General features: G+C 65.1%; 16 protein-coding genes and 1 pseudogene. 7 read left to right on the top strand and 10 right to left on the bottom strand.

All coding sequences use genetic code 11. The annotated features are described in order from the left end of the window. Nucleotides 1-849: pseudogene (locus C9F12_RS22640) on the bottom strand (hypothetical protein); the annotation flags it as partial. 97 nt (nucleotides 850-946) lie between these two features. Here C9F12_RS22640 and C9F12_RS17555 point away from each other — a divergent pair. Next, nucleotides 947-2,080 carry an autotransporter outer membrane beta-barrel domain-containing protein gene (locus tag C9F12_RS17555; RefSeq protein ID WP_162816518.1) on the top strand — a complete coding sequence of 378 codons (1,134 nt, stop codon included), beginning with the start codon at nucleotides 947-949 and terminating at the stop codon, nucleotides 2,078-2,080. A gap of 9 nt (nucleotides 2,081-2,089) precedes the next feature. Here the strand turns inward: C9F12_RS17555 and C9F12_RS17560 are convergent, their stop codons facing one another. Continuing rightward, on the bottom strand, nucleotides 2,090-2,914 hold the full coding sequence (locus C9F12_RS17560; RefSeq protein ID WP_108449720.1) for a helix-turn-helix transcriptional regulator: 825 nt from the start codon (nucleotides 2,912-2,914) through the stop codon (nucleotides 2,090-2,092). Nucleotides 2,915-3,078: 164 nt separating this feature from the next. Here C9F12_RS17560 and C9F12_RS17565 point away from each other — a divergent pair, with 164 nt between their 5' ends. Together C9F12_RS17565 and C9F12_RS17570 are read left to right on the top strand one after the other, a co-directional pair. After that, the gene (locus C9F12_RS17565; RefSeq protein ID WP_231498595.1) at nucleotides 3,079-4,428 is read left to right on the top strand and encodes an MFS transporter; all 1,350 of its coding nucleotides are present in this window, start codon (nucleotides 3,079-3,081) and stop codon (nucleotides 4,426-4,428) included. A 65-nt stretch (nucleotides 4,429-4,493) separates the two neighbouring features. Next, entirely contained in the window at nucleotides 4,494-5,252 is a 759-nt protein-coding gene (locus C9F12_RS17570; protein WP_108449721.1) for a sulfite exporter TauE/SafE family protein, read from the top strand. Nucleotides 5,253-5,341: 89 nt separating this feature from the next. Here the strand turns inward: C9F12_RS17570 and C9F12_RS17575 are convergent, their stop codons facing one another. Both C9F12_RS17575 and C9F12_RS17580 read right to left on the bottom strand, forming a co-directional pair. Then, on the bottom strand, nucleotides 5,342-5,959 hold the full coding sequence (locus tag C9F12_RS17575; protein ID WP_231498596.1) for a flavin reductase family protein: 618 nt from the start codon (nucleotides 5,957-5,959) through the stop codon (nucleotides 5,342-5,344). Between the two features lie 208 nt (nucleotides 5,960-6,167). Next, the gene (locus tag C9F12_RS17580) at nucleotides 6,168-7,433 is read right to left on the bottom strand and encodes a homoserine O-acetyltransferase (protein ID WP_240184290.1); all 1,266 of its coding nucleotides are present in this window, start codon (nucleotides 7,431-7,433) and stop codon (nucleotides 6,168-6,170) included. A 134-nt stretch (nucleotides 7,434-7,567) separates the two neighbouring features. On the opposite strand from C9F12_RS17580, the gene C9F12_RS17585 reads away from it, so the two are divergent. Continuing rightward, on the top strand, nucleotides 7,568-8,128 hold the full coding sequence (locus C9F12_RS17585; protein ID WP_108449723.1) for a retropepsin-like aspartic protease: 561 nt from the start codon (nucleotides 7,568-7,570) through the stop codon (nucleotides 8,126-8,128). Continuing rightward, nucleotides 8,125-9,162, top strand: a complete 1,038-nt coding sequence (locus C9F12_RS17590) for a nitronate monooxygenase (RefSeq protein WP_108449724.1) — start codon at nucleotides 8,125-8,127, stop codon at nucleotides 9,160-9,162. Before C9F12_RS17585 ends, C9F12_RS17590 begins: the two co-directional genes overlap by 4 nt. Nucleotides 9,163-9,439: 277 nt before the next feature. Here C9F12_RS17590 and C9F12_RS17595 read toward each other — a convergent pair whose 3' ends face one another. From C9F12_RS17595 to C9F12_RS17610, 4 genes are all read right to left on the bottom strand, one after another. Further along, nucleotides 9,440-9,829: a cupin domain-containing protein gene (locus C9F12_RS17595; RefSeq protein ID WP_052704216.1), complete on the bottom strand. Its 390-nt coding sequence runs from the start codon at nucleotides 9,827-9,829 to the stop codon at nucleotides 9,440-9,442. Between the two features lie 60 nt (nucleotides 9,830-9,889). Next, entirely contained in the window at nucleotides 9,890-10,270 is a 381-nt protein-coding gene (locus C9F12_RS17600; RefSeq protein WP_052704215.1) for a carboxymuconolactone decarboxylase family protein, read from the bottom strand. Between the two features lie 257 nt (nucleotides 10,271-10,527). Further along, complete coding sequence (locus C9F12_RS17605) at nucleotides 10,528-11,556, bottom strand: patatin-like phospholipase family protein (RefSeq protein ID WP_045991237.1); 1,029 nt, start codon at nucleotides 11,554-11,556, stop codon at nucleotides 10,528-10,530. Between the two features lie 121 nt (nucleotides 11,557-11,677). Next, on the bottom strand, nucleotides 11,678-12,457 hold the full coding sequence (locus tag C9F12_RS17610) for a 3-hydroxybutyrate dehydrogenase (protein ID WP_045991236.1): 780 nt from the start codon (nucleotides 12,455-12,457) through the stop codon (nucleotides 11,678-11,680). Between the two features lie 428 nt (nucleotides 12,458-12,885). Between C9F12_RS17610 and C9F12_RS17615 the strand changes: the two genes are divergently transcribed. Together C9F12_RS17615 and C9F12_RS17620 are read left to right on the top strand one after the other, a co-directional pair. Continuing rightward, entirely contained in the window at nucleotides 12,886-14,580 is a 1,695-nt protein-coding gene (locus tag C9F12_RS17615) for a VRR-NUC domain-containing protein (protein ID WP_108449725.1), read from the top strand. Continuing rightward, nucleotides 14,573-16,909 carry an ATP-dependent DNA helicase gene (locus C9F12_RS17620; protein ID WP_108449726.1) on the top strand — a complete coding sequence of 779 codons (2,337 nt, stop codon included), beginning with the start codon at nucleotides 14,573-14,575 and terminating at the stop codon, nucleotides 16,907-16,909. Before C9F12_RS17615 ends, C9F12_RS17620 begins: the two co-directional genes overlap by 8 nt. A 143-nt stretch (nucleotides 16,910-17,052) precedes the next feature. On the opposite strand, the gene C9F12_RS17625 is transcribed toward C9F12_RS17620, so the two are convergent. Further along, nucleotides 17,053-18,909 carry a monovalent cation:proton antiporter-2 (CPA2) family protein gene (locus tag C9F12_RS17625; RefSeq protein ID WP_108449727.1) on the bottom strand — a complete coding sequence of 619 codons (1,857 nt, stop codon included), beginning with the start codon at nucleotides 18,907-18,909 and terminating at the stop codon, nucleotides 17,053-17,055. A 242-nt stretch (nucleotides 18,910-19,151) separates the two neighbouring features. After that, entirely contained in the window at nucleotides 19,152-19,769 is a 618-nt protein-coding gene (locus C9F12_RS17630) for a glutathione S-transferase family protein (RefSeq protein ID WP_108449728.1), read from the bottom strand. Nucleotides 19,770-20,000 lie beyond the last annotated feature (231 nt).

Here is a 20,000-nt window from a genome sequence, read left to right on the forward strand (position 1 = left end):
CCGCCCTGGCGGGGTGACGCCGCCGATAGGGACGGTGCCGCCAGGCTTCCGGCCACCCACCGGGGTGACGCCGCCGATAGGGACGGTGCCGCCAGGCTTCCGGCCACCCACCGGGGTGACGCCGCCGGTAGGGACGGTGCCACCGAACTTCCGGCCGCCCACCGGAGTGACGCCGCCGATAGGTACGGTGCCTCCAGGCTTCAGGCCACCCACCGGGGTGACGCCGCCGATAGGGACGGTGCCTCCGGACTTCAGGCCGCCCACCGGGGTGACGCCGCCGATAGGTACGGTGCCACCGGACTTCAGACCACCCACCGGGGTAACGCCGCCGGTAGGCACGGTGCCTCCGGACTTCAGGCCACCCACCGGGGTGACGCCGCCGATAGGCACGGTGCCGCCAGGCTTCAGGCCACCCACCGGGGTGACGCCACCGATAGGCACGGTGCCACCGGACTTCAGGCCACCCACCGGGGTAACGCCGCCGATAGGTACGGTGCCACCGGACTTCAGACCGCCCACCGGAGTGACGCCGCCGGTGGGCACGGTGCCTCCGGGCTTCCGACCGCCGACCGGGGTAACGCCGCCGATAGGCACGGTGCCTCCGGGCTTCCGGCCGCCGACCGGGGTAACGCCGCCGGTAGGTACGGTGCCACCGGACTTCAGACCGCCGACCGGGGTAACGCCGCCGATAGGTACGGTGCCTCCGGGCTTCCGGCCGCCGACCGGGGTAACGCCGCCGGTAGGCACGGTGCCACCGGACTTCAGACCGCCGACCGGCGTAACGCCGCCGATAGGTACGGTGCCCGCCCCCGAGCGTCCGCCGGTGGGGGTGACGCCGGGGCGGCCCACCCTGGGGCAATGGAGCCTTCCTCCGAACGTTGCGCGGCCGGGCGAGGTAGCGCCCCCCATCGGTGTCGTGCCTCCGGATGTCAGGCCGCCTTCCGGGGTGACACCTCCCATCGGTGTCGTACCGCCTGAACAGCGTCCGCCGTCGGGTCTGACACCCTCTGTGCCATCGATACCCCAGGGCCAGATCGTTGGCCGTGTCGATGCGGCCGAGTGGTATGCCGGGCGGGTGCCGCTGCCGGCTAACCGCTGCATCGACCCTCGTCACGACCCCAGACTCGGGGGCGCGCCGCTGGCCGATGGTACCCTGCCGGTGGTGACCTGCCCCGAGAACCTGCTGCGCCAGCACGCCCAGGCAAGAACCCGGAACGCGCTGGAGGCCACCTTGATGGAACAGGTGCCGATCACCGCAGGGCGTCAGGGAGAGCCGGTCTCTCCCTGGAACACCTGGGTGGATGCTCGTTATACCGATATCTCCGATGACCGTGATGGCCAGGATCTGGATGGCGAGGCCCAGGTAGTGGCGGTGGGGGTCGACCGCTGGGTGTCGGAGCAGGCGGTGGCGGGTGTCAGTTTCAGTGTCGACTCGAGCCGCTCTGACAACTTTGGCGGCGCCTGGGACAGCGACAGCGATGGCTTCAGCATCTCGCCCTATGTTGCCTATCGACTGTCCGAGCGCTGGGCGTTGGACGCATCGCTGATCTGGCGCTGGGGTGACAATGACACCGAACTGGCGACCCTGGATGGCAGCTTCGACACCCGTAGCTTCGGCGGCGCGCTCAATGCCCACGGTCAGTACCGCTGGGGGGAGGCCCTGTTGCGTCCCACCGTCTCGCTGTTCTACTCCCGTGAGCGCAGCGACGACTATGACCTGGACGGCAAGATCCTGGGGATACCGGTGGAGGTGGAAGTGCCCGGTGACTCCTACAGCACTGGCGTCGCGTCGGTCAGTGGTGAGGTTAGCCGTATCTACCACACTGACCACGCGGGTCTGATCATGCCCTACGCCGAACTGGGGGTGGACTGGGCCTTCGAGCAGCCCAACGACGGGCGCTACCTCAACGAGGATCTGGAGTGGGAGGACCCTTCTGACCTGACGGGTACCCTGCGCACCGGCGCTCGCTGGTTTGTCGGCGAGGCCACCCTGCTCGAGGCCAGCGCCGGCTATCTCAGCATCGGCCATGATGACCTGGATATCTGGGAGGGGCGGTTGTATCTCTCCTACCGCTTCTGAGCGGGTGCGTCAGTCACGCTGCTGGCGGGAGATCAGCGCTACGTGATCGAGAAAGGCGCGAAACAGCTCGGCCTGACTCGAGACCTGCAGGCGCTGATAGACGTGCTTGCGGTGGACCTTGACGGTGCCGTCGCTGATGCCGAGCTCTCGCGCCGCCGACTTGGCCGAGTGGCCCGCCAGCAGCAGGCGCACGATATCCTGCTCGCGGCGGGTGAGCACCCCCTGGCCAAAGCTCGAGAAGGCGGCGTCGACGGGCTCGACTTCCTGGTGTTGCGGTTCGAAGGCACTGCGTTGCCAGCTCCAGAACCGCTGAAGCAGGGCTTCGACGATGGGCGTCAGGTGGCGTAGCGCCTGTACGGTGCGCCGAGTCACCGGTCGCGACTGGGTACGGAAGCCGAGGGACAGCACCATCACGGTGTCGTCGCTGACCCGTGCGAAGAGTCCGATCTCATCCTTGAGTCCCAGGCCGCGATAGTAGTGGTGGTAGTACTCGCTGCTCTCGAAACGGTCCGGCGCCAGATCGCGCAGTCGATGGGTTCCGCTATCCTGACCAGACTCGATGGCCTGGAACATCGGGTCGAGCAGGTAGACGCGACTCAGGTAAGGGTCGATGTCGCGCTGGCGGCGTTCGGGGGGATAGTTGTCATGGACCACTCGCGGACGGCCTCGGCCCTGGTAGGCATGCAGGATCAGGGTGTCCATGGGCACCAGCTCGGCGAGTGCCTGCTCCAGCTGTCGCGGAAGGTCGCTGCGATCGGCACCCTGAATCAGGCCAGCCAGTCGTTGGTGCCAGGCCTGGGCCGCGCTGGATGCCAGGTAGTCGATGGGAGTCATGAGGCTCGCTGGGTCGAAAGTCTGAAGCCCACACTGTATCACTTCGTTCTTGGTGTCAGTGGCCGTCCCGAGGGTCTGCCGGGCTCGGCGTGACGTGGCGCTGGGGCGAGTCGGGCTGCTATCTTGGACTCCTTTGCCAACGGGACGGCAGCATGAGCGTGAGCATGACGACTCCAAGGGGCGGCGACAGGGCGAGCCGTCGCGAGATCTTCGGCTGGGCGATGTTCGACTTCGCCAATCAGGCCTACACCCTGCTGATCATCACCGTGGTGTTCGGTGAACTCTTCACCACGGTGATCGTCGGCGACCGAGGCGACGACTTTCGCCTGGCCAACCTGCTGTGGAGCCTGGCGCTGGCGCTGAGCTTTCTGCTGGTGGTGGTGACCGGCCCGCTGTGTGGTGCGGTGATGGACTACCGCGCCGAAAAGAAGCGCTTCCTGTTTGCCAGCTATCTGGCCACCATCGCCACCACCGCCATGCTTTATTTCGTCGAGCCGGGCTACGTGGCGCTGGGCTTTGTGTTGATCATCCTGTCCAACTACGCCTACTCCATGGGTGAGTCCTTTATCGCGGCCTTTCTTCCGGGGCTTGGGCCGCCAGAGAAGCTTGGCGCCATCTCCGGTTTCGGCTGGGCGCTGGGCTACGTCGGCGGACTGGTGGCAGCGGGCTTCACCCTGGCCATACTGGGCGAGGCCACCGCGGATAACTTCGAGCGTATCCGTTGGGTCGGGCCCTTTGCCGCGGGTTTCTTCCTGTTGGCGGCGATACCAACCTTTGTCTGGCTCAAGGAGCGCGCCGAGCCGCAGCCCCATCGCCAGCCCTTCGCCCGCATCGCCTGGCAGCGGGTATCGACCACCCTGCACGAGCTGCGTCGGTTCCGTGACCTGGGTCTGTTTCTGACCTCGGTGCTGTTCTCCATGGCTGGTGTCTACATCATCATCGCCTTCGCCTTCATCTATGGCGCCCAGGTCATCGGCTGGCAGGAAAGCACCCGCAACCTGATGTTCATCATCGTCCAGATCACCGCCGCGGCAGGGGCACTCGGATTTGGCTTTATCCAGGACCGCATCGGTACCCTGGTGACCTATCTGATGACTCTGGTGCTGTGGGTGCTGGCGATCCTGGCCATCTGGGCCACCCCCGAGGTCACCGCCTGGCTAAACGCTACCTGGGGACTCGACTGGCAGGCCGAGCAACTGTTTCTGGTGGTCGGCTGTCTGGCGGGCCTTAGCCTCGGCTCCAGCCAGTCGGCCAGCCGGGTCCTGGTAGGCCTGTTCTCGCCCCGCCAGAAGGCGGCCGAGTTCTTCGGGTTCTGGGGGTTGGCCAACAAGCTGGCGGGGGTCATCGGTATCGTCGGCCTGGGACTGCTGCAGGCGGCGGTGGGGCTCAAGGCCTCGATCCTGTTGTGCGCCGCCTTCTTCATCATCGCCATCGTGATCTGCGCTGGCGTCAATCAGCGCCGTGGCCAGCGGGTGGCAGGGGAGTGGGAAGCCAGGCTGGACGATACGCACTGAATCAACTGGGCCGAGGGAACGCTATCGAGGACCTTGGCCCAGAGACCCGCACCGAGGACGTTTGAATGCTGCCGGACGCGCTGTTCGCACCCGATACCCTGATTCTGCTGTCGGCCATCTTCGTCCTGGCAGGACTGGTCAAGGGAGTGCTCGGCATGGGCATGCCCACGGTACTGCTGGCGCTGTTGACCGCGACCCTGGGGCTGCCTCTGGCCATGGCGCTGATGCTGGTGCCTACGGTGGTCACCAACGTCTGGCAGGCCCTGGTGGGAGGGCATCTGCTGACGCTATGCCGTCGGCTCTGGTTGTTTCTGCTGGCGGCGGTGCTGGCGGTCTGGCCGGGGGTATGGGTGCTGGCCAGCGTCGAGGCTCACTGGCTGTCGTTGTTGCTGGGGCTGTTGCTGATGCTCTACGCACTGATGAATCTGAGCGGGCGACGGCTGCGCTTCTCGGGAAGCCCGGTCCAGGCCGGCGCCGTCGGCGCGATGAATGGCGTCCTGACCGGGCTGACAGGCTCCAGCGTCTTCCCCGGGGTGCCCTTTCTGCAGGCCATCGGTTTGTCACGGGACGCCCTGGTTCAGGCCATGGGGCTGTTGTTCAGCCTGTCGACCCTGAGCCTGGCGCTGGCACTCGGTGAGAGGGACTTGCTCTCCACCGACCTGCTGCTGGCGTCGAGCCTGGCGCTGCTGCCGGCGAGTCTCGGCATGTGGTGGGGCGCCTGGCTCAGACGCCGGCTATCCGAGGCGCGCTTTCGCCAGGTGTTTCTGCTTGGTCTGCTGGCCATGGGCGGCTACCTGGTGACGCGTTCGCTGCTTGCGGCTTGAGCAACGACCCGGGCTACCCGAGCTTCATCGAGAGCTGCATTGGGCCGTTGCAGGCGCCGTCAGGGGTTGCCGGTGCGCCCCAGGGTTCGTTACTTCGGACGTTCCAGTGAGAACAGGTCGGTGCAGCGCGCATAGTCGCTGCCGGCCATGCGCCCGATCGGGGCCAGGGCGTCGCAGCTGACGTGTCGACCGTTCCACACCCGGGGATCGGCGTGGATGACGGTCACCTCGGCCAGTACCAGATTGCCTGACAGCGGACGGTCGCCGAAGTGCAGGATATCGTGAAGGCGACAGCCGAAGGCAACCGGTGCCTCCTGAATACGCGGTACCCGCAGGTCTCCCAGGCTGGCCTTGGTCAACCCGGCATGGTCGAACTCGTCTCCCTCGGGCGGCAGGCTTGCGCTGGTGGCGTTGAGCGCCTCGGCCAGCGCCTCACCACCGATATGCACGATGCACTCGCCGACCTGCTTGAGGTTGGCGATGGTGTCCTTGGTGGCGCCTTCGCCGTTGAGCAATGGAGAAAACGCCAGCACGGGGGGATCGACGCTGGCCACATTGAAAAACGAGAAGGGCGCCAGATTGGCGTGACCGCTCTCGCTCAGGGTCGACACCCAGGCGATGGGACGCGGAGCGATGGCTCCGGAGAACAGTCGATAGATCAGGCCGGCGTCCAGCTCGCTGACCTTGAGGGTGGCGTCGTCGCTCACTGTCGAACTCCTTGTGTTCATTGTCGTTGCAACAGCACCCGTTGTGATGGTGCCAGTTGGCGTGGGGCGGTCCAGGCGCTATCCCAGCACGCTGAGCTCGACAGGTCCAGCCTTGGCGGAGCTGCGTGATCGAGGCCAACGCCTCGGTCCTGGAAAGGCGCCAGGGCCGCCAACCAGGCCCCGGTGCCTGGTCGGCGACGGCGAGCGTTCAGGGGAGTGGCGACTCGAGGAAGTCTCGCAACTGTGTTGCGGCCTGCTGGATGTTCACCACGCCGTCGATGTGGCCGCGGTCACCCTCCAGGGCCTCGAGGGTCACCGGGGTGCCGTCGGCCTCGATCAGTGCGGCGGTCTCGCGAACCTTCTGGGGCGAGAACACCAGGTCGTCTTCGCTATAGAGCATCAGGGTCGGGGCCTCGATGGCGGCCAGGCCCGCCTCCAGGCTGTCGCCATGGCCGGTCATGAAGGCCTGGTTGGCCTTGACCAGGTACAGCAGGTGATTGGCGTCGGCGGTAGCAGCCCGCTGTTCGGCGACGCTGTTCAGGGTCGCCTCGACCTCGTACTGGGCTTCCAGTGAACTCATCGGTGAGGTGTCGGCGTCGGCCCAGTCGCGGTCGAAGGTGGCGTCCGCCCAGCGCCAGTGGTTGGCCTGCAGGGTGATCAGCTTCAACGACTCGCGCAGACCGTCGAGCGGCGGCGTCTGCCCGTAGTAGTCGCCCCCACGCCAGTGGGGGTCCAGCGTGATGGGGGCGGCCCAGGCGTCCAGGCTGGCGATCAGCCAGGGATCGGCCACCCCCGCACCGATCACCGGAATCAGGCGTTCGACCCGCTCGGGATAGGCGCTGGCCCACTCGTAAGCCTGCAGCGCTCCCATGGAGGCCCCCATCACCGCGTGCAAGCGCTGGATACCGAGATCATCCAGCAGGGCCTTCTGCACATTGACGAAGTCGCGAATGGTCACCAACGGGAAGTCGGTGCCCCAGGGCTCGCCGGTGTCGGGGTTGTGACTGGCAAGGCCGGTGGTGGTGACTCTGGGGTCGCCGGCGTTGAGGTTGACCAGGGTGTCCGACGACACGACGTAATAGCGGTCGGTGTCGAGCGGCTTGCCGGGGCCGATGATGGCATCCCAGTAGCCCGGGGTCTCTTCACCGTCATAGCGGCCGGCGGCGTGACTGGTGCCGGAGAAGAAGTGGGTGATCAGGATGGCGTTATCGCCTGCCTCGTTGAGCTCGCCATAGGCCTCCCAGCCGACTCTGACCGGGGCGATGGTGTCACCGCCGACGGTGGTGTAGCTTGGCATCTCGAAGATCTGTTTGGTGACATTGTCCAGGCCGGTGGACGACGCCTCGTCATGGTTGTCGGCGCTGGCCAGTGCCGGCGAGGCGATAAGCCAGACCGAGGTGACGAGGAGGCCAAGGGCGATGGCGGCGCCAGGCTGGCGCCGGTCATGGAGAGCGGACGCATAAACTGTCATCATGAACCTTCCCTGGTGGTGGTCGGCGCGGACGATGCCGCGTACAGACACCAGTACAGCGTTCACCTGGCGCCTTCGCCATGCTGCCTTCGTCGTCCCGGCGCGAGGAGGACGAAACCGCCCGTGAGGAGAAACCGATGACCCAGCGACAGGGGACACGTGGCCCCGGGCTCGCCATGATGCTGTTGTTCTGGGTGCTGTTCATGGGGCTCGGTGGCTGGTGGGCAACGTCCTGGCTGGAGCAGCGCCTGAACCCCAATGCCAACCTGAATCAGGTGGCCGAGGGCGAGCCGTTGAGGCTCAAGCGCGGACCTGGCGGACACTTTGTCGCGCCCGGCAGCATCAATGGCACGCCGGTGACCTTCCTTGTCGACACCGGCGCTACCCGTGTCGCTCTGCCGGGAGATCTGGCGGCAAGACTGTCGTTGCCGGACCTTGGCAGCGCCTGGTTTCATACCGCCAATGGTCGGGCACAAGGCACCCTGACACGCCTGGACAGCGTTACCCTAGGCGGCCTGTCGGCGACTCGGGTCGATGGCTCCATCAGCCCGGGCATGGAAGGTGAGACGGTGCTGCTGGGCATGAGCTTTCTCGGACGCTTCGACATTGCCATCCGTGGCGATATCCTGGAATTGCAGGCGCGCGGCTCCTCGTCACCGAGAGCCGACGCCGCTCCACACAAGGAGATTCAACCATGACCGCGCTCTCTCGATTGCGGCTGAAGTGGCCCATCCTCCAGGCTCCCATGGCCGGCGCCCAGGACGAGACACTGGCGCTTGCGGTCACCGCAGCCGGAGGTCTGGGAGGCCTGCCTGCCGGCATGCTGGCCCTCGAGGCGCTGGATCAGGCCCTTGCAGCGGTGGAAGGACAAGGCCCGGTCAACGTCAACTTCTTCAGCCATGTGTCGCCCGAGCCTCAACCGAGTCGACTGGAGAAGTGGCGAGCTTTGCTGGCCCCTTACCATGAAGAGTTGGGAATCGCGCCGCCACCTCCAAGTGACACGCCTACCAGACGTCCGTTCGACAGCGATGCCTGTGCCATCGTCGAGCGCCACCGTCCCGCCGTGGTGAGCTTTCATTTCGGTCTACCTGAGGCACAACTGGTCGAGCGGGTGAAGGCCTGCGGTGCGCTGGTGCTGTCTACCGCCACCACGGTGGATGAGGCCCGGTGGCTGGAAGCCCATGGCGCCGACGTGGTGATCGCCCAGGGCCTTGAAGCAGGCGGTCACCGGGGACATTTCTTGAGTGACGACCTGAGTCTTCAGTTGCCGCTGGCGTCATTGCTGCCCCGGGTGGTCGAGGCTATCTCGTTGCCGGTGGTGGCGACCGGAGGCATCGGCGACCCCCAGGGGGTCCGGCAGGCACTGGACCTGGGCGCCCAGGCGGTCCAGATCGGTACCGCACTGCTGTGCTGCCCCGAGGCCTCGGTGAGGGCCGTCCACCGCAGGGCGCTGCTGGATGATGAAGCCTCCACCGACATCACCAATGTCTTCTCCGGTCGGCCCGCCCGCGGGATCGTCAATCGTGCCATGCGCGAGCTGGGGCCGCTGTCGGATGAGGTACCCGACTTTCCGCTGGCTGCCAGCGCCCTGTGCGAGCTGCGCGCGGCCCACGAGTCCCGTTGCAGCGGTGACTTTTCTCCGCTGTGGGCGGGCCAGAATCGACGCCACTGTCGTGAGGTACCGGTGGCCGAGCAACTCCAGTGGCTGGCAGGAGAACTCGAGGAGCAATGAGGGGCACGTCGTCCTGTGCGCTCGCAACGCCAACCTGGCGACAAGCGCAGATTGCGGTTCCTGGGGGCAGGTCAGGGTCGCGAGGCAGCGCTAGCGCTTCGGAAATCACGCGGCGCTTTTGCATAACATGCGGCTTCGCTCTGGCATAAAAAAGCCGCGGCACTCGGCGATGAGTGGCCGCGGCTTCTGCTGATATCGGTTGATTATTGCTTTACCGATGTATTACCGCCTTGTGGCGGGGCGAACGACATCGCCGAGCATGCTTTCGGTCTGTCGATCAGCACTCGCCTTCGGCGCACTTCTCGGTCTCGGCCAGGTCCGCGGCGTAGATGATGACGTCACCGTCTGTCTCATTCTTCCACCAGTGCCAGATCTCGTTGAACTCGGCGATGATCGACGGCGCCTTGTGAACGCGCGGCTGCTCATGCTTGGAGTTGTACTCGACGATCTCGCCCTGAAACACGAACAGGATAGCCGGGCGGTTCTCGTGGGAGTGGTAAGGCACGATGCCACCTGGTGCCACGTCGACGCGGCGGAAGCGCAGGTGACGTTGCTCCAGCGGTGCAGCGCCTGCCGGCAGCTTGACGTCCGCAAGGTCGATGTAGGCCAGTGTGGTATCGACCTCGTCAACGGGTTCCATCGGCGGATTTTTCTGATGTTCAAACATGGCGTAATTCCTTCTTGCGCAGCGTTGGGTTTGGTGGGGCGTGTATCACCGTGGTGATCTTCAGGTGTCGGGGTAGATGTCTTTGACGGCCAGCACCGCATTGATGGTGACCGGGAAGCCGGCATAGGGCGCCAGCTGCATGAACAGTTCGACCAGCTCGTCACGGGTGAAGCCCAGTGAGCGTGCGATGCCGATATGGATGCGTAGCTGATTCTCGTGGCCTCCACAGGCCAGTGCCGAGAGCGTGGCGCTCTGGCGCAGCTTGGGGTCCAGGCCATCACGACCGTACATTTCGCCAAAGGGAAATTCGGCGACCAGGCGCATCAGGTCGGGGGCGAAGTCACCGAGCTTTTCCTCCAACGCTTGTGCGGCGGCGGGATTGTGCTTGCGGAAGAAGGCGAGTCCCTTCTCCATGTTGGGTGAAACGGCGGTGGAACTCATTTTCCAGCATCCTCATGGCGACGATAGTGGTCGGGTAATCGCATTCCGTGTCGGCCTTTCCGTAATCGGCGGCAGCAGGAAGACAAGCCATTTCTTTGCCGCTACCAATTTCTATGTCGTTTGAAACATACGACTGTTTTATCTTGCTGAGTCATCACTTCGCGTCGGACTGACCCGTTTGCTCAGCTTGGTCGGTGCCGGGCCTGCAACCTTACCGGCACCGCTATGCCATAACGCCTATCGGGATCCGTTGCCGATCAGTGGGTGCCCTCGAACATGGCTCTCAGGTCGACGCTGTCCTGCTTGCCGATGTCGTCGTAGTGTTGCTCGATCCAGTCCTGGGCGCGTTTGCGGCCGAGATCTCGCAGATGGCACAGGAAGTCCCACTCGGCGTTGAGCTTCGATGAGGCCCCGAGGGGTTTCAGCAGGTCCTGGCTATCGATGATATGGACCAGCATGTCGCGATAGTTCTTGGGGTCGAGGTGGCCTTCGTGGATCAGTCGCTTGACGAAGGCGAGGGCCCTCAACTCCTTGAGCAGACTGGCATTGAAGGTGATCTCGTTGGTGCGATTGAGGATCTCCTGGGCGCTGGTCGGCGACCCCTCACGCTCCACCGGATTGACCTGGACGATCAGAATGTCCCGGGACTCGGTGGTGTGATAGAAGGGAAACAGCGGAGGATTGCCGGAATAGCCGCCGTCCCAGTAGGGCACCCCGTCGACTTCGACCGCTTCGAACAGGAAGGGCAGGCAGGCCGACGCCATCACCATGTCGGGGGTGAGTTCGGCGCGATCGAAGATCTTGACGCGCCCGGTCTCGGCGTTGGTCGCGGCCACGAAGACCTTCATCTGGTCGCAGCCACACACATTGTCGAAGTCGACCTGCTCGACGATGATGTCCCGCAGGGGGTTGTACTTCATGGGGTTGAACTGGCTCGGCGAGAAGAATCGCGTCATCAGGTCGAAGTAGACGTGGCCCGGCGAGTAGTCGAGGCTCCAGTTTCCGCTAAGACGATCCCAGGGGGTGCGCTGCAGAATGCTGAAGCGCGCCGACTGAGACACGGCACGCCAGAACGTTTCCAGTTTTTCGCGCCCAGCCTCTCGCCCGCCCTGGACCAGACCATCGGCCAGAACGACAGCGTTCATGGCGCCAGCGGAGGTGCCGGAAATGGCCTCGATCTCGATGCATGGGTCGTCGAGCAGGGCATCGAGGACCCCCCAGGTAAAGGCGCCGTGAGCGCCTCCACCCTGAAGTGCCAGACTTATTTTCTTGGGTGGCTTGGCCATCAAGCTCTCCTGTCATCTTGGTGCGGTCGTCCGTGAGGCCGTCTTCCCTTGCCGGGAAAAGTGCGGCAGCAGCGGCGTCGGCGGCAGGTTCGCCGCATGCTTCACCCTGTCGAACGGTGCTTCAGTGTGCTGTCCAGCCGCCATCGACCGGCAGGGCGATTCCCGTCATGGAGGCGGCGCCGTCCGAACACAGGAACAGCGCCGTGGCCGCCAGTTGTTCGGTGGTGACAAATTGGCGGGTCGGCTGGTTGGCGAGCAAGACGTCGCGAATGACCGAGTCCTCGGAGATACCGCGTGCCTTGGCGGTGTCGGGAATCTGCTTCTCGACCAGAGGCGTCAGCACGTATCCCGGGCAGATGGCATTGACGGTGATGCCGTGTTCGGCGACTTCCAGCGCCACGGTCTTGGTCAGTCCCAGAACGCCGTGCTTTGCGGCCACATAGGCCGACTTGAAAGGCGATGCCACCAGAGCATGGGCGGACGCGATGTTGATCACTCGCCCCCAGCCACGTGCCTTCATGCCAGGCAAGGCGGCCTTGGTCAGGTGGAAAGCGGAATTCATGTTGATGGCGATGATCGCGTTCCACTTGTCCTCGGGGAACTCGTCCACCGGTGCCACGTGCTGAATACCGGCGTTGTTGACGATGATGTCCACGCTGCCGAATTCTGCCTCGGCCCGCTTGTGCATGGCGCTGATCTCGCCGGGGTCCATCATGTTGGCGTTGTCATAGACGACCTTGACGCCGTGCTTTTCGAGACTGGCGCGAGTGGCCTCCACGTCCGCGGCGGCCTCGATACCGTTGATGACCAGGTTGATGCCCGCCTTGGCGAAGCCTTCGGCGATACCGAGACCGATACCGCTGGTGGAGCCGGTGATGATGGCGGTCTTCTGCTGGGGCATGGATCACTTCCTCTAGAGACGAGATCGCCGGTGCTGGCCGGCAGGAACTTGCAGCGTGTTCATGGCTTGACCGATAGGTCGCTTCACTGGCCTCGCTTCGTCGACGAGCTTTTTCGATGGCTTCATCGTCGGGCTGTATCGACGAGCTTTGTCGATGCCGTCATCGACATCGACCAGCCCCACAGAGCTCGACGTGTTTCACCGAGTCCGATCAGGCGACAGGCCGGCAGCAGGCTCGTTAGTCATGGCCTTGTTCGACAGTGTCACCAGCATAGACTGGCATGCAAGATTCGGCTTTTGCTGAAATGGCTTTATCCACATAATGCTCATCAATGCTTAGCAGCAAAGCCGTTTGCCGCCTGACGAATACCCGGGCGCGCGTCGGTAACTTCCTTGGGAGCGCAGCGAACCACTGGTAAAATGCCTGCATGAATCCCAAGTCGCCCACGCTACCCGCCGACCTGCGCGACGATCCTCTCTACTATCTGCGTCACTTTCAGTTTGTGCTCGACTGGGTGATGGCACGCCACGCCGACCTGCTGGCAGAGCCAGAACAGCGCTTTATCATGGCCTTCGGCGAGCTGCCGGAGGCAGCCCAGGCGTTGCTGGTACGCATGGTCTCGCGCAAGGGTGAGCTGTTTCGCACAAGTCGCCTGGTCTACACCGAGGTCGATGATCTCGAGCAGGCGCTGAGCCGACTGGCGGCGGCGCAGCTGGTGGAGCTTGATCCCGTGCTGAGTCTCGATGACCTGCTTGCACAGTTGCGCCTGCCCGAGGCTCGACGGGTCTTCGCCGAAACTGTGTCCGCTTGCGGTCTGCCCACCTCGGTCTCCAAGTCGCGTCTGTGCGAGGCGCTGGACGGCCAGTTCACGCCGCGGCGCTGGAGCGTCTGGTGGCCTGAGTCCGACGACACCCTGGTGCGGGTCTCGGTAATGTCGGAGTGTGATCGACTGCGCCTGATGTTCTTCGGCAATCTGCGCCAGAGCTGGTCCGATTTCGTGATGGCCGAGCTTGGCCATATGCGCTATGAACGGGTGAGTTTCGATCCCGCGTCGCGGGGGTTTCAGCAGCGTCAGGAGGTGGATGCCTATCTCTGCCTGCATCGGCTGCGAGAGCGATTCGACGACGGCGAAGCCGTGGCTGATATCTGGTCGGCAGTACCAAGGCTGCCCGACGACAACCCCTGGCTCGCGGCACGGCGGTCTCGCCTGCTGCTGCGTCTGGGCCAGCAGGCCCAGCGAGAGGGGCAGGTGGCGCTGGCGCTGGAGATCTTCTCCTTTGCTGGCCCGGGCGAAGCGCGGGTGCGTCGACTGCGCCTGCTGGAGCGAGAGGGCGAGCATCACCAGGCGTTGACGCTGGCGACCCAGGCGCTTGAGGCACCGCTGGACGACGCCGAGCGCCAGGCGCTTGCCCGGCTGGTGCCGCGATTGCAGCGCCGCCTGGGTCTGCCGGTGCTCAAGCCGGCAGCACAGGCGCCGCCGAAGAGCTGGAGCCTGAGCTTGCCGCCACAATCGCTGGCGGTCAGTGGCTCGGTGGAGCTGGCGCTGCGTGATCACCTGGCCCGGGATGAGGCCCCAGCCTTCTACGTCGAGAATCACCTCTTCGGCGGGCTCTTCGGGCTGCTCTGCTGGGACGTCATCTTCGCCCCCTTGCCGGGAGCCTTCTTTCATCCCTTCCATCGCGGGCCGGCGGATCTGTATCGGCCAGACTTCGTATCGCGGCGGCGTGATCGCTTCGATGCCTGCCTGGAGGCGCTGGCGAGCGGCGACTACCGCGAGCGTATCAGGGCCAGCTGGCGCGACAAGCAGGGGCTGGCCAACCCCTTCGTCTACTGGGAAGTGCTCGACGAAGCCTTGCTGGAACTGGCACTTCACTGTATTGCGCCTGAACACCTGGCGGTGCTGTTCGAGCGCCTTCTCGAGGATCTCAAGGCCAACCGATCGGGCTGGCCGGACCTGATCCAGTTCTTTCCCGATGCTGGGCAGGGCCAGCCCCGCTATCGTCTGATCGAGGTCAAGGCGCCAGGAGACCGGCTGCAGGACAACCAGCGACGTTGGCTTCAGCACTTCCAGTGCCACGGCATTCCGGTGTCGGTGTGCCACGTGAGGTGGTCCGATGGCTGAGGGATCTTCAACGTCTGACGATGCCGAGACAGCTACCTCGGACACGGCCGAGTCGGTCTCTCTCAGCGTCGGCGTGCGTGAACTGTGCGAGTTCACCGGTAGACGCGGTGATCTGGATCACCGCTTCACCCCGGCCCCCAGCTCGCGGGAAGGGATAGAGGGCCATGCCCGCGTCGTGGCCCGACGTGGCGAAGACTACCGCAGTGAGGTGATGGTGGTCGCCACCCTCGAGGGACTCAAGGTCCAGGGGCGCATCGACGGTGTGGCCGAGAACGGTGGGCGACTCGAAGAGATCAAGACCCACCGGGGACGCCTGGAGCGCATGGCCGACAATCAGCGCGCGTTGCACTGGGCCCAGGTGCGGGCCTACGGCGCACTTTGGTGCCGCCAGCAGGGGCGCGAGCGGATTACCCTGGCGCTGGTCTATCTGGATCTGGTCAGCGGTCGCGAGACTTGCCTGAGCGTCGAGGCCGAGGCCGCCACGCTGTGGCAGGAGCTTGAGTCGGCCTGTCGCGCCTATCGAGCCTGGGCGCTGGCCGAGGCCTCACATCGCCGGCGGAGAGATGAAGCGCTGGACCGTCTGACGTTTCCCTACCCGGCGTTCAGGCCTGGGCAGCGCGAGATGGCCGAGACCACCTACAAGGCCGTCGCCACTGGCCGGGATCTGCTGATCGAGGCGCCGACTGGCATCGGCAAGACGCTGGGGAGCCTGTTCCCGCTGCTCAAGGCGATGCCCCGCCAGGCGCTGGACCGCGCCGCCTTTCTGACCATGAAGACCACCGGCCGACAGCTGGCGCTGGCGGCACTTGCGCAGCTCGACCCTGGCCCACTGCGCAAGCTGCGCACGCTGGAGCTGATCGCTCGGGACAAGGCCTGCGAGCATCCGCAACTGGCCTGCCACGGAGATAGCTGTCCTCTGGCTGAGGGCTTCTACGACCGACTGCCGGAGGCGAGGCAGGCGGCAGTGGAGCAGGGCTGGCTAGATCGTGACGGACTCAGGCAGGTGGCGCTTGAGCATCGCGTCTGCCCCTACTACCTGGGCCAGGAGATGGCTCGCTGGTGCGATCTGGTGGTCGGCGACGTCAATCACTATTTCGACTCGAGCGCGCTGTTGCACGGCTTGGCCCAGGCGCGACAGTGGCGCCTGGGTGTGCTGGTGGACGAAGCCCACAACCTGATCGAGCGTGCCCGTGGCATGTACTCGGCGAGCCTCGACCAGCGCCGTCTTGCTCGTTTGCAAAAGGAGGCGCCGGGGGCGCTGCGCCAGCCTCTGGCCAGGGTGATCAAGCAGTGGCAGGCACTTGTGCGTCAGCACGGCGGAGAGGACCCGGGCAGTCGCGAAGCGCCACGCTGGTTTGCCCTCGACGCCTTGCCGGCGGAGTTGATCGGCTCCCTTCAGGGGCTCTGTGGTGCCATCGGCGACCACCTGGGCGAACATCCGGAGGACACCCAGCCGGCGCTGACCGACTGCCTGTTCGAGGCGTTGGCCTTCGTTCGGCTGGCGGAGCGTTTCGGTGATCATTCGCTGTGCGAGCTCACCCGTCACGGGCGCGGGCGGGCACGACTGGCCATCGTCAACCAGGTGCCCGCCGACTTCCTGCGGCCCCGTTTCGCCGCGGCTCACGCAAGCGTGCTGTTTTCCGCGACCCTGGCGCCACCACGCTATCAGATCGACCTGCTGGGGCTAGCCGAGGACACGGTATGGTCCGAGGTCGCGTCGCCTTTTGTCGCCGAGCAGCTCGAGGTGCGGGTGTGCGCGCAGCTGTCTACCCGCTACCGCGATCGGAAGCGATCCCTGCCGGGAATACTCGACGTCATGAGCGAGCAGTACCGTCGACGTCCCGGCCACTATCTGGCGTTCTTCTCGAGCTTCGCCTACTTGGAGCAGGTGCGAGAAGCCCTGGCCGAGGCCCATCCCGACATTCCTCAGCGCACTCAGCGACGCGCCATGAGCGAGGCGGAGCGAGAGGCCTTTCTGGAGGATTTTGTGCCAGGGGGCGAGGGGATCGCCTTCGCGGTACTCGGAGGCGCCTTCGCCGAAGGCGTCGACCTGCCCGGCGAGCGTTTGATCGGTGCCTTTGTCGCCACCCTGGGACTTCCCCCCAGCGATGCCCGCCAGGAGGCGCTGAAGACACGCCTCGAGCAACGCTTCGGTCGCGGTGACGACTACGCCTATCGTATCCCCGGGCTGATCAAGGTGGTCCAGGCGGCCGGGCGGGTCATTCGCGGGCCCCAGGATACCGGCACCCTGGTATTGCTGGACGATCGCTTCGCCAGACCTGAGGTGCAGGCGAGGCTGCCCCGCTGGTGGGAAACGGCCCGGCGCTGACGTCGTCCCTGTGTCTGACCTGTCGCTGCCCTTGTCCGTTCTCTGTCCTTGCCAGGGCAGACTGGCCGTCGACGTGGCCGGCGAATGGCTGGGCAAGCGATTTCTGGCACAAGGGCTGGAGGTTCTGACACAAGCGCCGGAGGTCAGGACTCGTTGGCCGAGCGCTTGGTGTCGTCGCCATCCGAGGCTTGGCGCCGGGGAATTTCCTCGACCCGGGTCAGGATGTCCTCGTCGGCCTCGAATAGAGTCTCGAGCTCCTTGGCCGCCTGTCGCACGGTCTGCATCTGCTTCTTCTCGTTGCCGAAGACCTCGAGCTGACGCCGCAGGGTCTCCTCGTCGTGGGGGCGGAAGGTGTCGATGGTGTGCTGGGCCTGGTCGCGGGGCACACCGAGCCCGATCAGCACCTCACGGGTCATTTCCAGGCTCGCCGGCAGCAGCTCACGAAGGATAAAGCCAACCTTGGCACGCATCAGCAGTTGGGCATGGTGACGATCTCGGGCACGTGCATAGATCTTGAGGTGGGGGAAGCGCTTGCTGGCGCGATGGATGATGCGCATCGAGATATCCGGATCGCCGACCGCGACCACCAGCACCTGGGCATGACGCGCGCCGGCGGCATCCAGCAGGTCCAGTCGGGTAGCGTCGCCGTAGTACACCTTGTTGCCGTAGCGACGCACGAAGTCGACGTGGTCGGCATTGATGTCGAGGACGGTGTAGGGGATCTCGAGCCCTTGAAGCGCACGCCCCATGATCTGACCGAAGCGACCGAAGCCGACCAGAATGATGCGTGGCGAATCATCGTCCATGGCATCGAAGTCACGCTTGGGCCGAGGCTTCTTGAACAATGGCCGCACCAGCCGTTCGTGGCCCAGAAACAGGATCGGGGTGGCGGCCATGGACAGCGACACTACCAGCACCAGAACGTGCACGAGGTCCTGCGCCAGCAAGGCGGCGGAACCCGCGGCGGTCAACAGCACGAAGGCGAATTCTCCGCCCTGTGACAACAGCACGCCGAGGGTGGTGGTCTCGCGCCAGCCGCAGCGGTAGACCCGAGCGGCGATCATCAGGCTGGCGCCCTTGGCCAGCAGCAGCAGTGCGGTCAGCCCCAGCACCAGCCCAGGGGACTGTGCCAGCAGGCCGACCTTGGCGGTCATGCCCACCGCCATGAAGAATAGCCCCAGCAGCAGACCGCGAAACGGTTCGATGTCGGCCTCGATGCTGTGGCGATACTCGGAATCGGCCAGCAGGATACCGGCGATAAAGGCGCCAAGTGCCATGGACAGTCCGGCAAGCTCCATCAGCAGGGCGGCACCGATCAGTACCAGCAACGACATGCCGGCGAACACTTCGCGGCTGTCGGTGGCCGCGGCCAGGCGGAACAGCGGCGGCAGCAGCTTGCGCCCGCCAAAGATCAGACCGGTGAACGCGACGACGGCGATGGCGACTTCCTTGAGCACCGCAGTCATGCCGCCGCTGACCAGCGAGTCGGCGGCAAGGATCGGAATCACCGCCAGTACCGGAATGGCCGCCATGTCCTGGAACAGCAGCAGCGCAAAGGCATGGCGTCCGTGGCGGCTGTTGAGTTCCTGGCGCTCGCCCAGCAGGTGCAGTACCAGCGGCGTAGAGCAAAGCCCCAGACTGAAGCCCACCACCGCCGCCGCCACCGGCGGAAGGCCCAGTGCCAGGGCGGTCAGCCCCAGCACCAGGGTTGTGATGGCCACCTGCAGGCTGCCAAAGCCGAACACCGCCTTGCGCATCAGCTTGAGCCGCGCCGGTTTCAGCTCCAGGCCGATGACGAACAGCAGAAAGACGATACCGACCTGCGAAAACTGCAGTACCCCTTCGGCGTCCGGTACCAGGCCGAGGGCCGAGGGACCGATCAGCACGCCGGCGATCAGGTAGCCGAGCACTTCCCCCAGGCCAAGGCGTTTGATGATCGGGACCACCAGCACCGCCGCAGTGAGAAAGATCAAGACGTTGAGAAGCAGCGCGGTGGCCAAGGTCGGGTCTCCAGGGCGGCTCGTGGGTGGGCCCCATAGCATACCTGATGTCACCGGCATGCATGTTATGCCGATGGCAGCGTGGGCTCTGTTGCAGGAGGGCTCTGTTACAGGGCTCTGATGCAGGGCTCTGAGGCGGAGCTTTGCTGCGGTGTGCTGGTGCCGGGGGCTGGTTCGCGGTGCTGGACAGCCCCCGGCGTCACGCCACCTTTAGCGCCGTGGGCCGCAGCGGGGGCTTCTGCTCATTCGGACGAGAGGCTGTCCTCACCGAGGGCGACATAGCCTGGCAGTGCCTGGATACGCTGGATCCAGGCACGAATGCCGGGAAAGGCGCCGAGATCGAAGCCGCCCTCGTGGGCCACATGGGTGTAGGCGTAGAGCGAGATGTCGGCGATGGTGGGGTGCTCGCCCACCAGAAAGGGCGTAGCCTCCAGCTGATGCTCCATGACGCCGAGCGCCTTGTAGCCGCCTTGCTGCTTGGCGTCGAATTCGGCCCGCCGGTCCTCCGGCAATCCGAGGTAGAGCGAGATGAAGCGCGCCACGGCGATGTAGGGCTCATGACTGTACTGTTCGAAGTATTGCCACTGCAGCACCTTGGCATGGCGGTAACGATCCTCGGGCAGCCACTCACTGCCGCTGGCCAGGTAGTGGAGGATAGCGTTGGATTCCGCCAGAAAGCGTCCATCATCCAGCTCGAGCAGGGGGATCTTGCCGTTGGGGTTGCGGCCCAGGAAGTCTTCTTCGCGGGTGTCCCCGGCCAGGATGTCGATGCCTATCCACACCATGCGAATGTCCAGCAGCGATGCCAGCAGCTTGATCTTGTAGCAGTTTCCCGAGCGTGTATCGCCGTAGAGATTCATGGAGGTGTCCCCTGGTGCATGGATGATGAGTCTATGGTGTCACTATTGCGGGAGGCGGGAAGGTCGACAGCGCGATTCGGCACTGAGCGACGCTGCGGGAGTCGCAGTGGCATCTGGCAGCTTCTATCCTGTTCCAGGCGGTCAGGGCCGCCCCGTACCGAAGGGTAGTCTACCCCTTGTAGCATGGAGCTGCGCCCCAGTAGCAAGAGCGGCGAGAGCGGCAAGAGCGGC

Origin of the sequence: Halomonas sp. BN3-1 (assembly GCF_003056325.1) — a bacterium.
GTDB classification, from domain to species: Bacteria; Pseudomonadota; Gammaproteobacteria; order Pseudomonadales; family Halomonadaceae; genus Halomonas; species Halomonas litopenaei.